General features: G+C 37.8%; 17 protein-coding genes. 4 read left to right on the forward strand and 13 right to left on the reverse strand.

The window, feature by feature from the left end; all coding sequences use genetic code 11:
* Positions 1 to 79: 79 nt before the first annotated feature.
* The 3 genes from FNN08_RS06335 (at position 80) to FNN08_RS06345 (ending at position 2,483) form a co-directional block, all read left to right on the forward strand.
* A complete protein-coding gene (locus FNN08_RS06335; protein ID WP_143583870.1) occupies positions 80 to 1,435 on the forward strand; it encodes a CsiV family protein in 1,356 nt (451 codons plus the stop codon).
* 36 nt (positions 1,436 to 1,471) lie between these two features.
* The gene (locus tag FNN08_RS06340; RefSeq protein WP_143583871.1) at positions 1,472 to 1,765 is read left to right on the forward strand and encodes a DUF1244 domain-containing protein; all 294 of its coding nucleotides are present in this window, start codon (positions 1,472 to 1,474) and stop codon (positions 1,763 to 1,765) included.
* A gap of 178 nt (positions 1,766 to 1,943) precedes the next feature.
* A complete protein-coding gene (locus FNN08_RS06345) occupies positions 1,944 to 2,483 on the forward strand; it encodes a hydrolase (RefSeq protein WP_143583872.1) in 540 nt (179 codons plus the stop codon).
* A gap of 131 nt (positions 2,484 to 2,614) precedes the next feature.
* On the opposite strand, the gene rsuA is transcribed toward FNN08_RS06345, so the two are convergent.
* From rsuA to FNN08_RS06365, 4 genes are all read right to left on the reverse strand, one after another.
* Positions 2,615 to 3,307 (reverse strand): 16S rRNA pseudouridine(516) synthase RsuA, encoded by a 693-nt coding sequence (gene rsuA / locus FNN08_RS06350; RefSeq protein WP_143583873.1) that lies wholly within the window; start codon positions 3,305 to 3,307, stop codon positions 2,615 to 2,617.
* A gap of 137 nt (positions 3,308 to 3,444) precedes the next feature.
* A complete protein-coding gene (locus tag FNN08_RS06355; protein ID WP_143583874.1) occupies positions 3,445 to 3,807 on the reverse strand; it encodes a ribbon-helix-helix domain-containing protein in 363 nt (120 codons plus the stop codon).
* Positions 3,794 to 4,462 (reverse strand): AAA family ATPase, encoded by a 669-nt coding sequence (locus tag FNN08_RS06360; protein WP_143583875.1) that lies wholly within the window; start codon positions 4,460 to 4,462, stop codon positions 3,794 to 3,796. The genes FNN08_RS06355 and FNN08_RS06360 overlap by 14 nt, the downstream gene beginning before the upstream one ends.
* A 52-nt stretch (positions 4,463 to 4,514) precedes the next feature.
* The gene (locus FNN08_RS06365) at positions 4,515 to 4,817 is read right to left on the reverse strand and encodes a PilZ domain-containing protein (RefSeq protein WP_143583876.1); all 303 of its coding nucleotides are present in this window, start codon (positions 4,815 to 4,817) and stop codon (positions 4,515 to 4,517) included.
* Between the two features lie 86 nt (positions 4,818 to 4,903).
* On the opposite strand from FNN08_RS06365, the gene FNN08_RS06370 reads away from it, so the two are divergent.
* Entirely contained in the window at positions 4,904 to 5,428 is a 525-nt protein-coding gene (locus FNN08_RS06370) for a gamma carbonic anhydrase family protein (protein ID WP_143583877.1), read from the forward strand.
* Here FNN08_RS06370 and FNN08_RS06375 read toward each other — a convergent pair.
* The 9 genes from FNN08_RS06375 to FNN08_RS06415 form a co-directional block, all read right to left on the reverse strand.
* Positions 5,425 to 6,336, reverse strand: coding sequence for a TolB family protein (locus FNN08_RS06375; RefSeq protein ID WP_143583878.1), 912 nt, complete (start codon positions 6,334 to 6,336; stop codon positions 5,425 to 5,427). The two genes, FNN08_RS06370 and FNN08_RS06375, sit on opposite strands and share 4 nt — an antisense overlap.
* A gap of 100 nt (positions 6,337 to 6,436) precedes the next feature.
* On the reverse strand, positions 6,437 to 7,261 hold the full coding sequence (locus FNN08_RS06380) for a tRNA-uridine aminocarboxypropyltransferase (protein WP_143583879.1): 825 nt from the start codon (positions 7,259 to 7,261) through the stop codon (positions 6,437 to 6,439).
* Between the two features lie 39 nt (positions 7,262 to 7,300).
* Positions 7,301 to 7,801, reverse strand: a complete 501-nt coding sequence (locus FNN08_RS06385) for a YcgN family cysteine cluster protein (RefSeq protein ID WP_409574601.1) — start codon at positions 7,799 to 7,801, stop codon at positions 7,301 to 7,303.
* Positions 7,802 to 7,991: 190 nt separating this feature from the next.
* Positions 7,992 to 9,047, reverse strand: a complete 1,056-nt coding sequence (locus FNN08_RS06390) for a lytic transglycosylase domain-containing protein (protein ID WP_409574596.1) — start codon at positions 9,045 to 9,047, stop codon at positions 7,992 to 7,994.
* Between the two features lie 172 nt (positions 9,048 to 9,219).
* Complete coding sequence (locus tag FNN08_RS06395; RefSeq protein ID WP_143583881.1) at positions 9,220 to 9,501, reverse strand: YcgL domain-containing protein; 282 nt, start codon at positions 9,499 to 9,501, stop codon at positions 9,220 to 9,222.
* A 219-nt stretch (positions 9,502 to 9,720) separates the two neighbouring features.
* A complete protein-coding gene (gene rnd / locus FNN08_RS06400; protein ID WP_143583882.1) occupies positions 9,721 to 10,860 on the reverse strand; it encodes a ribonuclease D in 1,140 nt (379 codons plus the stop codon).
* Between the two features lie 193 nt (positions 10,861 to 11,053).
* Positions 11,054 to 12,709 (reverse strand): AMP-binding protein, encoded by a 1,656-nt coding sequence (locus FNN08_RS06405; protein ID WP_143583883.1) that lies wholly within the window; start codon positions 12,707 to 12,709, stop codon positions 11,054 to 11,056.
* 245 nt (positions 12,710 to 12,954) lie between these two features.
* Entirely contained in the window at positions 12,955 to 13,812 is an 858-nt protein-coding gene (locus tag FNN08_RS06410) for an alpha/beta fold hydrolase (RefSeq protein ID WP_143583884.1), read from the reverse strand.
* Positions 13,813 to 13,854: 42 nt separating this feature from the next.
* Positions 13,855 to 14,535 (reverse strand): M50 family metallopeptidase, encoded by a 681-nt coding sequence (locus FNN08_RS06415; protein ID WP_143583885.1) that lies wholly within the window; start codon positions 14,533 to 14,535, stop codon positions 13,855 to 13,857.
* Positions 14,536 to 14,568: the final 33 nt, after the last annotated feature.

The following is a 14,568-nucleotide window of genomic DNA, read 5'->3' on the forward strand; positions in this document are numbered from 1 at the left end:
ATATTATAAAATAATGAGTAGCCTAAACTTCGACGTAGTGAGCAAACTACAACGTAAGAATTTAATTAAAGAGTAAACTATGGTTCAACAGCTTTATAAAAATAAAATGGCAAAGCGCAATAAGCAAAGAAAAAATCACCTTGCTTTAATAAGTTTAGCTTTGTCTTCAACACTTTCTTTTAGCGCCTTTAGTTTTGAGCAAGAACAAGAGCAACAAGAAACTAAACCGGCAGAGCGCTGGTTTGAAATTGAAGTTATTTTAATTGAGCAATTAATGAATAAAGACCGTTACAACGAAGATTTCTCTGTTGAAACAGGTGTAAAAACTAACCGCAATGCTATCGATTTGATCAATCGAGAGCTTAAAAATATTGTTACCTATAAACAACAATTAAAAAGTTGTGATAGTTCGGCCTTAGATAACGTTAGCGAAGCAGAGCAAGGTGCAGAGATTTCTAGTGAAGATTTACAGCAACAAGTTGCAAATATAGAACAAAACATTACTTGTACTCCTTATCAGCAAAGTGATTTTATTGACCCGGTAAGTGAGCAAGTAAATGCAATACCAAGAACATTAAGCGGTAATGAAGATTTATACTCGAATAGCCCGTACTTAATTGCCGAAGAACATTTACAGCTAAGTCATATTGTAAAATCGCTGAAGCGCTCAAAACAGTTCCGCCCGCTACTGCATCTTGCTTGGCGACAAGCGGTTGTGGCACGCCCGCAAGCGGTTCCGGTTAAACTTATTGCCGGTGAAAACTTAGCGTTAGCGCAAAATAAAATGCTTAAAACAGAGCAAATCGTAACAGAATTAGTACCAGAACAAGACTCAGATACGTCTTTAATTGTCGACGAATCAGGTAATATAGAATTAACCCAAGCTCAACAAGAAGATATTTTAATCAAGCAACATCTCGATTCAATAATTGCCACTGTGCAACAAGCTGAGCAAGAATCTACTGATATAGCAACAAGCGAAATAACAACAGCTATTGGCGGTTCATCTAATATCGACAGCGCAACTATCGATACCAGCAGCATAATTGCCGAGATCAAACGTGGTGACAACCAGCCAATAATAGCGCAAGTAGAATCGGCCGAAATTGTTGATGAAGAAACAATCACACCGGGCTGGTTTATCGATGGTTTATTTAAAGTTCACCTAGATCATTACTTATATATTAATAGTGAATTTAATGTACATAGCCAAATAAGCGGTGATTCTGCCAACCAGCAAAAATCAGTACTTATTCCATTTAAGCAAAATCGCCGCGTGATCAGTGGTGAAGTTCACTACTTTGACCATCCATATATGGGCATGATAGTACAAATTAGGCGTCATGAACGTCCTGAGCCTGAAGTAGAAGCCGAAACAGAACTCGAAGATAACGTTTTAGAAGAAGTCACAGCAACTGAAAATACTACGTTTTAACACGCAATTAATACCATAAATAACAAAGAGATTATTATGAGCACAGATAAACAAACAGAAATAGAAGCCGCAGTGTTTCGTCGCCTGTTAAAACATTTAGATGCACGCAAAGACGTACAGAACATCGAACTGATGAATTTAGCTGGTTTTTGTCGCAATTGTTTTTCAAAATGGACCGTAGCCGAAGCCGAAAAACTAGGCGTTAACATTGATATTGCTAGCGCGCAGGAGCAAGTTTACGGCATGCCTTATAGCCAGTGGAAAGAAAAACACCAGTTGCCGGCAACCGAAGAGCAACTTGCAAAGTTTGCACAATTGAATAAAAAATAAGACTTCACCTTATCGTCGGTTAGCGATAAGGTGATAGCTGTAATTTAAAATAAAAAGGTTAAACGTTAAAAACAATACCAAGCCCACTAATTAGATAATTATGTGGTCGGTATAAATGACCAAGCATCATTCTTTGTTAAAGAAATAGAGTCGTAAAATAATTATAAAAGAGACATCTATGCTAGACAGAAATAATACCGCCTTAGTACTCGTTGATATACAAGGCAACCTCGCCGGATTAATGCATGACAAGCACAATTTATATTGTAATGTGCAAAAGCTGATCCGCTCACTAAAAGTGCTTAATATTCCCATTATCTGGTTAGAGCAAAACCCAGAGGGAATAGGCCCTACGGTTCCGGTAATTGCTAATTTACTTGAGGGACAAAGCCCTATTAGTAAAATGACCTTCAGTGCCTATACTAATAAAGAATTCAAACAAGCGCTAACTGCTAGCAAGTGTAAACAAATATTGGTTGCTGGTATCGAATCCCACGTCTGTGTATACCAAACAGTAATGGATTTACATCAAGCAGGCTTTGAAGTTGAAGTAATTAGTGATGCTGTGTCATCAAGAACTCAGTCAAATAAGCAGTTAGCCTTATTAAAAATGCAAAGTCAGGGTGTACAACTTACAAGTACCGAAATGGCTTTATTTGAGCTGCTAGGCACAAGTGAAGGACAAGACTTTAAAGAGATCATTAAAATAATTAAGTAAATGGATCCCCGCCTTCGCGGGGACGACGAGTGTAGTTCTAGTTTCCTAGATACGAGATACGAGATACGAGATACGAGATACGAAATTCTAGATTCTAAATTCTAGATCCATAACTTATAGGATCTATTTCACTACCCTATTGAGTTCACCTCTTCCTCGGTTAAATAACGCCATTGGCCTAAATCTAACTCTTGATCAAGTTCAATGTCACCAATTTGTTCACGATGCAAGCCAACCACTCGATTACCGATAGCAGCAAACATACGCTTAACTTGATGATACTTGCCCTCAGAAATGGTCAATAATACTTCTTGCTCTGATAGCACTTCAAGCTTAGCTGGACGGGTTAGTTTAGGCTCATTTTGTAATTGTACACCTTGTTCAAATAACTGCGCAGCGTCTTCTCTTATCGGTTTAGATAATTGCACGCGGTAGCGTTTATTACAGGCTTTCTTTGGTGAGGTGATCTTGTGTGACCATTGACCGTCATCGGTAATTAATACTAAACCTGTGGTATCAGCATCAAGTCTACCGGCAATATGCAAATCAAACGCCCTATCAACCTCAACTAAATGTAAAACGGATGGATAAAGCTCATCAACGTTAGAGCAAATACAATCAGCGGGTTTGTGCAGCATAATATAACGCGCACTCGCAAAACTTAATAAGTTACCGGCAAGAGTGACTTTTGATTCTTCATACACTTGATGACCAGGGTCTTTGATCAATTCATCGTTAACCAAAACAGCACCACGCTTAAGATACTTTTTGGCATCACTTCGGGTTAACTCAGTACAACGACATATATATTTATCTAAACGCATAAAGGTTTAATCTCACTAGCCATAAATTTTGCTCATAAAAAAAGACATTTTATACCAATTGATTAAATTGATACACAATGTCTTTTGTAATCACTATTATTTTAAATGAAGACAGAGTTACAGTTATGCTAACCCTTTCACTTTACCTTAGAGTTTTGCAAGGTAGATGGATTTTCTTCATAATAAAAATCATTAACCAATATACGTAACAAGCGAGATTTTGGTATTGATGTTTTAAGCGATAACTCATTTAACTGCTCAATTACTTCGGTGCTTAAAGTAAATGTCGCATGCTTAAAAGGCTTGTCATCATCGGGTTGCACATGCTGAACCGATTTAGCGATTTTTTGAGTTAATTTTTTAGTCTGAGCTTTTAAATCTGCACTGACAATTTCAGGTCGACCAGCTGCATAATTGGTAGCATCATCGATAAACTCATCAACAGTAAAATTACGCTTTATATCATTATAATTTTGCTTCTTAAGATCAGCCAAACTCATAACTTAGTTCCTGTTTTATTGCTAACATCTCATCGGCAATAGCGCGGATTTCATTAGCTGCTTTGCCGTCCGGTTCAGTTTCCATAACAGATGCACCTTTTTCTTCACTATCATCGTAAATATTACGAGCATAAGTGATTGAATCAAGTACATTAATACCAAATGATGCACATACTTCTTTAGCTTCAATAATTCGACCAGCTTGGTTTGGTAAAGACGGACATTGAGTGATCACAAAAGATGCGATCATTTTAGGGTTTACCATCTTACAAGTACTCAACATATCTTCCATATGAGGCGCAGTTTTTATATCTCGGCGCTTAGGACGCATAGGAATAAGTACATGGTCAGCAACAGACATTGAAGCACGTAGAGCTAAATTATCTTGACCACCACAATCAACAATAACGTAATCGTAGTGCTCGTTTAAGCTTAATAAGTCATTACGGATTTTACCGTATAATTGAATACAATTAATGGTCACTAATTTAGGATCATTATTTCTAGCTTGTATCCAGTCAGAGGTTGTACGCTGCGGATCACAATCAGCAATAAGTACAGTTGCATGCTTTTCATTTGCAAAATACACGGCTATATTTTGGGCTAAGCAACTTTTACCGCTACCACCTTTTTCACCACCAACTAACAATATCATCTTTACTTCCTTTCATTATTCTTTTGAACTACAACAACCTAACCAGTCCGGTTTAGATCATTTTGAATCCGATAGAGAACTTACCTGTAGGTAATTCTACACAACGGACTACTTTAGCAGTTAATGGCTTACTATCTGGATGTTCGGCTTGGAATCTAAAATTAACTTGAGTGTCGACAGCAATGGCAAACTCGTGTTCAATACGTAAACCGCCACGGGAAAAGTCTGCACAAATACTAGTAACTTTATGAGATTGACCTTCATTATCACGCCAAAGCAAATCAACGGCTTCGTTTTCCATATCTATACGGAAGTTTTGGCGACGATCAATTATTTCTTGTTCTGGGCTCGACATTATTATTCCTTTTATCTTGAACCTGTTTAAGTCAATATAACAGCAAACGCTATTAATTTACAAATTTCTAACCACTTGGATTATTTATGATTTATCAAATAGACAATAAACGCCCTACTTTTCACCAAGACACCTTCGTAGCACCTAATGCGACACTCATCGGCGATGTGCAAATTCATCAACATGCCAGCATTTGGTTTAATGTGGTTATTCGTGCAGATAATGACACCATAACGATTGGCGAAGGCTCTAATATCCAAGACGGTAGCATTCTACACGTTGATGCAGGAAAGCCAATATTGGTTGGTAAAAACGTTACCATTGGCCACAAGGTTATGTTGCATGGTTGTACTATTGGAGATGGCAGTTTAGTCGGGATGAATGCGGTGATATTAAATGGCGCCACCATAGGTAAAGGCTGTTTAATTGGTGCTAACAGCCTTATACCTGAAAACGTTAATATACCTGATGGTTCAATGGTGCTGGGCTCACCAGGTAAAGTGGTTAAGCAGTTAACCGATGAGCACCAAGCACTTCTTGCTAAAGGCGCAAATCATTACGTTGAAAACGGTAAAAAGTATCGCGCCAGCGGTAAAGTTATCACTGATTAAGGCTTATCAGTGGTATTACAAACAAAAGCAATATACTCACTGTTAGACGACATAGTTAAACGGGTAATACTACCATTACAATAAGCGGAAAAGTCATGCCAGTCCTGCCATTTAGCATTACCCATTTGTAATGTATTAACCACTAACTTAGCACCCGTAGCTGATATAAGACGGCCATCAGTGTGCCAAGCGTAATACATATTTTCTTGTGGCAGGGTCACACTCGCTTGGCTTTTATTGGTAATCGGGTCAAATAACTGCATTTGCCATTGCTGGGCATTGGCTTTGTTATAACTAAACAGGTTTTTATTTGGCACTTTACGCAGTGTTCGACCAATATCAGTATCAATAATTTCAGCTTTACCAGATGCTAAGTTCACTCTTTGTAATTGCATCGGCTGCGCTAAAACAAACATTAAAAGTTCACTCTTATTAAGCCAAATATGATAGCCAATATCGGCAAAGTTTTTATCAAGCTTTGCCACTAACGACTTAGCTTTACCACCACTAAGTGGGTAGCTAGAAAACCTCTGACGTCCATCACCACCAACATAAATAACAGAAAACTCTTTACCATTTGGCATCACAGTAGGCGAATATTCACTGGCCGCTGACTGGGTTAAGTTAATCGTTTTACCAGTAGCTATTTCAAAGCGCATACTATCCGTTTGCGCCTTATCACCGTCAACAAACATGGCGCTATAAAGCAGGCTTTTATTATCAGGTGTAAAGTGAGGCTGATTATCATAGCCCTCGCGGTTAGTGATATTAACAACTTGCACTACTTTATCTTGCTCTAATGTAGCAAGGAAGATTTCATCTTCAGCAATACTGGCCGCACTTTGTCCGAGTAAAAATGCCGAGCTAATTAGTTTAAGGCTAGTTTTAATTTTTGAGCTAAATATCATGGAAAACCTATAAAATTATTATTATCGGTATACTTTGACCAATAACTAACTGCAGGGCAAGTGATATTTAATATCGAGGTGTCAGACACCTTGATATGGGTTAGGATTTAGCGATAAACTTTTTATATAAATTTATTGCACCGGAGTTGGCTTGATTCTTTTGAGATTTTGACTGTTGGTAGCGATAACTAAACACATCAAACCATAAATCTAGATGCATAGCGCTATCGCTATCACCAAACATATCTAGGACTTTGGCAGCGACTTCCGCGGTGGCTAACTGCCCTTCTTTCTCAGCTTTGCGCATTTGATAACGAGAATCAAAGTTATAAATTAACTCACTGTGTCGATCATCTGTATTTTGTGGCTCTACACTTTCTTTATACTCGGGCGCTTTAACCTTGCTATTTTCCAGCTTAGTTTGCTCAAGGGCAGGAATAGTGACTATAGGTAGTTTGGCTAAGTAGTCACTTTTACGAAATATTTTTTTAGCTTGTCGCCAGGTAGCATCAATTAAAATAAACAGAGGGATTTTAGAGTTGTCAAAATCAACCGGCTTGCGTTCATACACTTGTTGCTCGGCATGTGCATACTCACCAGGGAAAATCAAAAACGCTTGGTAGTTAGGATCAGCAATTAATTGTTGTAATTCTGTATTAGGCTCGGTTCTGTGCCATAAAAAAGCATGGGTATCGGGTATAACATCAGCAATTAAGCGGCCAGTATTACTCGGTTTTAATACTTCATTATCATACATCAATAAAGCAAATGCGCAGTGACTATTGGCTTGTTGGCGCAAGTTACAAATGCAATTATCGACACCAAGTCGGCACACTTCACAGCGAATGATTTTATAACCACGGGCCCGAAATTCAGTAGTACTTAAACTCTGTCGGTACAAGAATAATCGCTGAACTGCGTGCATATTTTAATATTAACCTAGTGTTTGATGTGAAGTTGTTAGTTAATCTAAATCGGCTAACGGCCAACTAACAATATGGTTTTCGTAGTCGTTAGTATCCACTTCGTTATCTTTAACTACTTTACCTCGAACTGACATACCCGCTTTGTGCATAGCTGATTTTTTACCTTTGTTTAGCAATGGATGCCAACTTGGCACACCACGACCTTCCTGCAAACGACGATAAGTACAGCTTTCTGGCATAAAGAAGATATCATCTAAGTTATCTTGGGTAAGTTTAACACAGTCAGGTACGTATTTTGTGCGCTGTGCGTACTTAGTACAATTACAGGTTTTATCATTAAGTAAATGGCAAACAATATTGGTATAAAGCAGCTCTTCACCTTCTCGAATAAAGTCCGTTGGGGCATGTTGTAATAAGGCTAATTCTTCATCACTAATATCGTCATCGACTTCCTCTTCATCATCCGCGTCGTCGATAAATTTATGCAAACAACATTTACCACAGCCATCACATAGCGATTCCCATTCGGCTTCACTCATTTGCGATAATGTTTTAGTTTGCCAAAATGGCGCTACGGATTTCTGAGTCAATTTAATATTACCTTTTAAACAACAAGCAACTCGCTCGCTAAAAACAACAACACCTTGTATGACATTACATACAAGGTGTTATCCATAACTCTAGTTTAACAGCTTTACGCGTAAACGTGTTATCTCTAGATTAAATTGCCTAGTTTACTTGCGAAAATTTAATCTTGTCAGCTAAGTGACCAACACTAGTGACAAAGTAATAAGATAAGTTCCAGTGCATAAGTGACTTGTAGTTATCGTATGCTAAATAAGCACGGCCTTCTTCGCCATCAGGAAAAACCAGCGCTGCAGTAATGTCGACTTTCGGTAAGTCACTACCGTCATACTTACGCACGCCCGCTTTTTGCCAGTCGCTAAGTTTCATTTCTGTTTTTGACCACTGTTTTAACCAAGGCGAACGACCGCCGGTATTTTGTGGAATTGCTAATTTATAATCAAAATTTTCTGGTAATTTAACTTGTCTAGCCCAAGTGATATCGTCATTCCAACCTACTTTCTTTAAGTAATTTGCAATCGATGCAAATACATCAGAAGTATTATTCCAAATATCTTTTTTACCATCGCCATCGCCATCAGCAGCGTAGGCTAAAAATGAACTTGGCATAAATTGGTTATGACCCATTGCGCCAGCCCAAGAGCCTTTCATATCTTCATTTGAGATATGGCCTTGTTCTAAGATTGTTAATGCGTCCCAAAGTTGCTTTTTGAAAAACGCTTCACGGCGGCCATCATAAGCTAAAGTAGTTAACGCCGAAACAACATTAAAGTTACCCGTGATTTTACCAAAGTTAGACTCAAGCGCCCATAAAGCAACGATAAACCTTGGTTGAACACCAAATTGCTTACCAACGCTAACTAACTCATCATGATACTTATCCATCATGTCCTGCGCTCGTTCTACTTTCCAGTCAGGTACACGTTTAGGTAAATAGGTTTCTAGGGTTTCAATTGTTTCAGGCTGGTTTCTATCGGCTTTAACCGCCTTTTTATGATAACTCACTTTAGAGAAGCTATCTTCGATTAAGGCTTTTGAAAAACCTTTAGCAAGCGCTTCGGCTTTTAAATTTTCTACATAATCGGCAAAGCTAATTTCAGTTTCTTGGTGAGGCTGCGCTGCAACTTGTGCAGAAACAGAAAGGGAAAACATTGCTGAACTGGCCAGTAATACCGCGGCCAAGCTTTTCTTTAATAACATTTTAACTCCAGTTATTAATCATTTGACTATTCACAGCTCAGTATTGCTGTGATGTGATTTAAATAAATTTTATCTAGTTTATGGCTCCTAGCCATGAATTTTTTAAACTTAGCTCTTTAAAAATAGTTCCTTAAAGCTTTAATCCCTTAAATTTAACTTCCTACCTCTGACTTTACTCTTCTTCAACTTTATTCGCGCGGCGATGAGTTTTTAACATATCTTCTCGAGGCGGAGGAAGCTGCAAATAATAACCTTGCTCTAATAGCATCTTCTTAACTTTATCTATGTCCGCAAGCGCTAATTTATCGCGCTTTGCTAAACTGATCACAGTTACTAACATTGGCGTACCAAAAGTGGTTAACAACCCTTCAGGAATGGCCGAAAAGTCATCTCTTTTGATCACATAAAGATAAGTTTCTGCCTTTTTAGGACTTTTATATACTGCACACAACATTTGCTTTAATCACTAACTAGATTTCATTGATTAAAATATATCACGCACGTCCGGTCACGCATAGGCTTACTAGAAGATAAGACAAATAAAATTGGCAGAGGTTGCAACTTAATTAATATTTATCAAATTAAGTTAAAAAGATTTAAATTGCTGGTAAACGCTAACGGTGATTAGCTCATATGAGTACTCACCATTAACCCTTAGTTTAAAAAAGAAAGGTTAAGCAAAGCCGTTTTCGGCAAACGCTTTTAATTTATCGGCAAATAATTCGCCGCGCCAGCCATTGAGTAATTCAACCGAATGCGTGCGATTGTGTTGATCGTTTAATTGCCAAAACCAAGATAAAAATTGATTCAGTTGCTTTTTACCGGCAACTACTGACATATCAAGTTGTTGCTCGCTAGCAAGTGTTGCGACATAATTTTTAAACGTTTTAAAAATTTGTTTATAACCAGGATAATTATCTAAACGAGTGATATGAGCAGGATATTGCTGCTCTGGTAATTTATTTGCTTCACGTACAACCGCCAGCATTGCCTTACCTTTATGGCGAATATCTAAAATATCAATACCATCGTAATGTGCCATAGCCCCGACATTATTTGGATTACGCTGTGCAATTAAAAATAAAGTATGATCTTTAGCAACAAAGCTAAGTGGTAGATTACGTTTAACCGCCTGTTGGTAACGCCAAATAAGTAACTGTTGTAATATAAGCAACTGCGCGGGGGTGAGTTTCCATGCTTGTTTAAAGTCTAAATACAGCGCTTCTAAATCAACTTTTTTAAACTTTTTATCTATTTGCTGCTCGGTTTCAATTTTAGCTTGTTTTAACCAACCAGCCTGCTCTATTTGCGTTAGTAAGGTTTGGCTTATTTGATGCAAATAAAGTACGTCAGCGGCAGCATAATCGAGTTGCTTACTTGATAACGGCCTTTTCATCCAGTCAGTTCTTGATTCACTTTTATCAACATCAATATCAAGAAAGTGTTTGATCATTGCGGCATAGCCCATAGACAATCCATGGCCTAAAAATGACATAATAATTTGTGAATCTATCATGTTTTTTGGTTTGCAATTACCACTATGCATGAACACTTCCAAGTCTTCAGAGCATGAGTGAATAATTTTACAAATCGACTCATCTGCTAGCAATTGCCAAAACGGTGATAGATCATCTACAGCAACCGGATCAATTAACGCTAATTGTTTGCCATCATAGGCTTGGATCAAACCTAAGTTTGGAAATAATGTACGTGTACGCACAAATTCAGTATCCACCGCCAAAATATCATCACTACTAATTTGCTGACAATAATCACTTAGCGCTTGTTGAGTTTCAATGTAGATAAACTGCACATTATTTCCTGATGTAAATTTTATAAATAATTATACCAATTTGATTAACTTCCCATTAGGTGCGAAATAAATTTAATCAACTTGATATTCGATAGCCCCAAGTCTAATACGATTGACTCAGAAACAAAATAAAAAAAGCCGAAGTTTCATCAACTTCGGCTTTTTGGTTAACAATTTTTACAAGCGAATACGATTAACGTAGCTCTTTACGTAAAATTTTACCTACATTGGATTTAGGTAACTCGTCTTTAAACTCAAACAGCTTAGGTACTTTATAGTTGGTTAAGTTGGCTTTACAGTGTTTAATCAATTCTTTCTCAGAAAGGTTTGGATTAGAGCTAACTAAAAACACTTTAACGATTTCACCGCTTACTTCATGCGGAATACCAATAGCAGCAGCCTCAATCACATCTGAGTGCATTACTAACACTTCTTCGATTTCATTTGGAAATACATTAAAACCAGAAACGATGATCATGTCTTTTTTACGATCAACTATTTTTACATAACCAGTATCATCAACAGTGGCAATATCCCCCGTTGCTAACCAGCCATCTTTAAGTATTTCAGCCGTTGCATCTTCACGCTTGTAGTAGCCTTTCATTACTTGCGGGCCAAATACATGTAACTCACCAGGCTCACCAATAGCACATTCGCTACCGTCTTCAGCAACAATACGAATATCAGTTGAAGGCGCTGGTAAACCTATAGTGCCGTTAAAGCCTTTTTGATTATAAGGGCTTACCGTAACCAGTGGCGCACATTCCGTTAAGCCGTAACCTTCTAACAAATAAGTTTTCGTTACTTGCTCCCAGTGATCGGCAACCGGTTTTTGCACTGCCATACCGCCGCCAAGAGCTAGTTTTAAGTGACTAAAATCTAAGTCTTTAAAACCAGGGGTATTGAGTAAACCGTTAAATAAGGTATTTACACCAGTAAGCGCGGTAAATTTATACTTACCTAGCTCTTTAACAAAACCAGGCATATCACGCGGGTTGGTAATTAATAAGTTAGTGCCACCAAGGGTGATAAACACTAAGCAGTTCGCCGTAAGAGCAAAGATATGATAAAGCGGCAAAGCAGTAACAACTAATTCTTCACCATCATTTAATAACGGGCTAATTGCCGCTTTTGCTTGTTGCATATTGGCAACCATATTACGGTGAGTCAGCATAGCACCTTTAGAAACACCCGTTGTACCACCAGTGTATTGTAAAAAGGCTAAGTCCTCACCGCAGATATCGACAGGGGTAAACGTATGCTTAGCACCTAAAGCTAAAACTTTATTAAAAGAAACCGTATTATCTAATTGGTATGCTGGCACCATTTTTTTCACATGGCGCACCACTAAGTTAACAATTGCGCCTTTGATCATACCTAAGCGTTCGCCAAGTGAGGTCAGGATTACGTGTTTTACTGGCGTATCTTTGATCACTTCGCTAAGCGTTGAGGCAAAGTTTTCAATAATTAAAATAGCCGATACATCGGCATCATTAAGCTGATGTTTTAATTCTCTAGCAGTATATAGAGGGTTAACATTTACTATGGTTAAACCTGCTAACAAACCTCCAAATAAGGCAATAGGATATTGCAATGTATTTGGCACCATAATAGCTAGCTTGTCGCCTTTTTTAAGGCCAAGTTCATGCTGTAGATAGGCGGCAAAATGTTGTGCTTGTTGCTCTAACTCTTTATAGCTTATTTTAACATCCATGTTAATGAATGCGGTTGTATCAGCATACTGTTTAGCATACTTAGTAAACATTTCAGCAATTGAGTTATATTTATCCGCATCAATTTCATGCGCAACACCAGGTGGATAACTCTTTTCAAGCCACACTTTTTCCACAGAACATCTCCTAAAATCTATCTTTTGCTTAGTTTTGTTTTAGCCAAAGAGCATAAAAACAGCCTAGCAATTTTATTATATTTTTGTTTTTTAATGGTTTTCTTAGCAAAATATTGTTGATTATAGTTGATATTTAGCAACTCTCGTTATCAATTAGCCACAATCTAGACAATACATTTACATAAAATTGTCATGTATCATTTCATAGATACAAACAAATGCAAGAGGTATGACCAGAAAAAACATTATTTTAATAAATTATTTACAAGCTCAGCTGTTTTGCCACTGCTTTCCATATGAGGGTGATGCCCACCTTCAATGGTAAAGCAGTTGAAATCATTAATATGCTCAGCAAATACTTTAATGCCGGTTTGGACCATATCAAAACCAGAGCTTCCAACAATTAAGGTAACGGGACAATGAATGTTAGCCACAACTTGAATTGCTTGTTTTAGTGAAAAACGTTGTGGCGATGTATTTCTTAAACGCGGATCTGATCGCCAACTTACCCCGTTTTCAACTTCAATAATGCCGCGCTTAACAATTAACTCAGCAGCACTATTAGGTAAGTCTGAAACATTCATTCTTGCTTGAATAGCAGCATCTAAATTTTTATGAACATTAAGTTTTCTAGGTGCTTTTTTAATTCGACTTTGTAAACCTTTACGTAATTGTTTACTTGGGTTTTCGCTTTCAGTTAATAAACCGATGGCTTCAATCAGCATTAATTTGTCGACTTTATCATTAAATGCCGAGGTAAATGCATTGGCTACCATGCCCCCCATCGAATGACCAATTATGCTAACTTTTTGCCACTGCTTATGCTCAATAATCTGTAATAAGTCATAGCACCAATCAATAAAATGATAATGAGCATCGATACTTCGGTGGGTTGATAAGCCATGTCCGGGCCAATCAATAGCAATAAACTGATAACGTTCAAGTAACTGTGGAAAGTCTTGTTGTAACTGCTTAAATAAAGGGAAAAAACTGGCCGCATTATCTAGCCAACCGTGCAAGCACAACACCACGGGCTTATCTTCATTACCAATAGCAACAGCGCTAATGGTTTTATCTGCTAACTCAAAATTAATATCTCGCATATTGCTCTTCTTTATATTGAAATCTGCTCTTACTTATTTAGGCTAGCCTTTTGGCTTTGCCACTTTACCTTTTCTACCTAAGCGATAAATACTTATTGCCCCAAGTCCTGTCCAAACAGCAATCCAGACAAACTCTGGAATAAAGGTTAGCTGTGACAGCGCACTACCATCACCAATGCCGCGGCCATCAATTAAATATAAAGGGCTTTGAAAACTATTAAGTAACACCATAAGAGCAATGATTTTTAGCACCAAAGGTAGGAGTTGAAAGTGGGATATTTTAACGCTAAGCAAAAATAGCGCGATTAGCAGTGCACAAATAAACAAGGTAAGAAAGTCGCGCACCCACAGTACAGATGAAATAACTAATAACGCTAAGATAAAGTAACTAAAGTACTTACTGTAACTGGATTTAAGGTCGGCAATTTTATAAATTAAAACGCCCCATGCCACCGCGCCAGCATAGCCAGAAAAGGCTATTAGAAAGGCTGAACCACCTAATGTAGTACAAAGGCCTGCACCATTAATAAACAATTGGATTTGCACAATACTACCGCCACTAACAAGTGCAGCTAAGCCATGACTAATTTCATGAAAGTAGCTTTCTAGCCAATTAAAAGGAATGGTTACATAAGGGATTTGTTTAAGGGCGATAGCAAGTAGCAGCAATAACCAAAAATTAGGCGCCTGCCAGGTTAAAAACTTATTGTGAGTATCACTCATTCACTACCATTCCTTACATCCCTCACATTGACT

Origin of the sequence: Thalassomonas sp. M1454 (genome assembly GCF_007097525.1) — a bacterium.
Lineage (GTDB): Bacteria > Pseudomonadota > Gammaproteobacteria > Enterobacterales > Alteromonadaceae > Thalassotalea_A.